We start from the raw sequence: 239 nt of genomic DNA, 5'->3' as shown, positions 1-239 counted from the left end.
CCAGTTGAATTTATTGATAGTGGTATCAAAACCATAATCCGGGCCGTACATATGGATCGCTTCACGGATTTGCGCCGCGTGCCACATCACTTTTTTCGGCACACAGCCAACATTTACGCAGGTGCCGCCCAGCTCTTTGGCTTCAATCAGCGCACATTTCTGGCCGTACATAGCCGCGCGGTTGATGGAGGCGATACCGCCGCTGCCGCCGCCGATGGCGATGTAATCATAGTGTTTAG

1 protein-coding gene is annotated in these 239 nt (G+C 53.1%); it reads right to left on the bottom strand.

Annotated features, from left to right (window positions below; translation table 11 throughout):
* On the bottom strand, positions 1-239 hold a 239-nt coding region (locus tag R0J88_RS23155; RefSeq protein ID WP_410901337.1), incomplete at both ends, for an FAD-dependent oxidoreductase.

The organism is Pseudoalteromonas sp. SIMBA_162 (assembly GCF_046535955.1).
Lineage (GTDB): Bacteria > Pseudomonadota > Gammaproteobacteria > Enterobacterales > Alteromonadaceae > Pseudoalteromonas > Pseudoalteromonas marina.
This window is presented reverse-complemented; position numbering and strand designations above follow the sequence as displayed.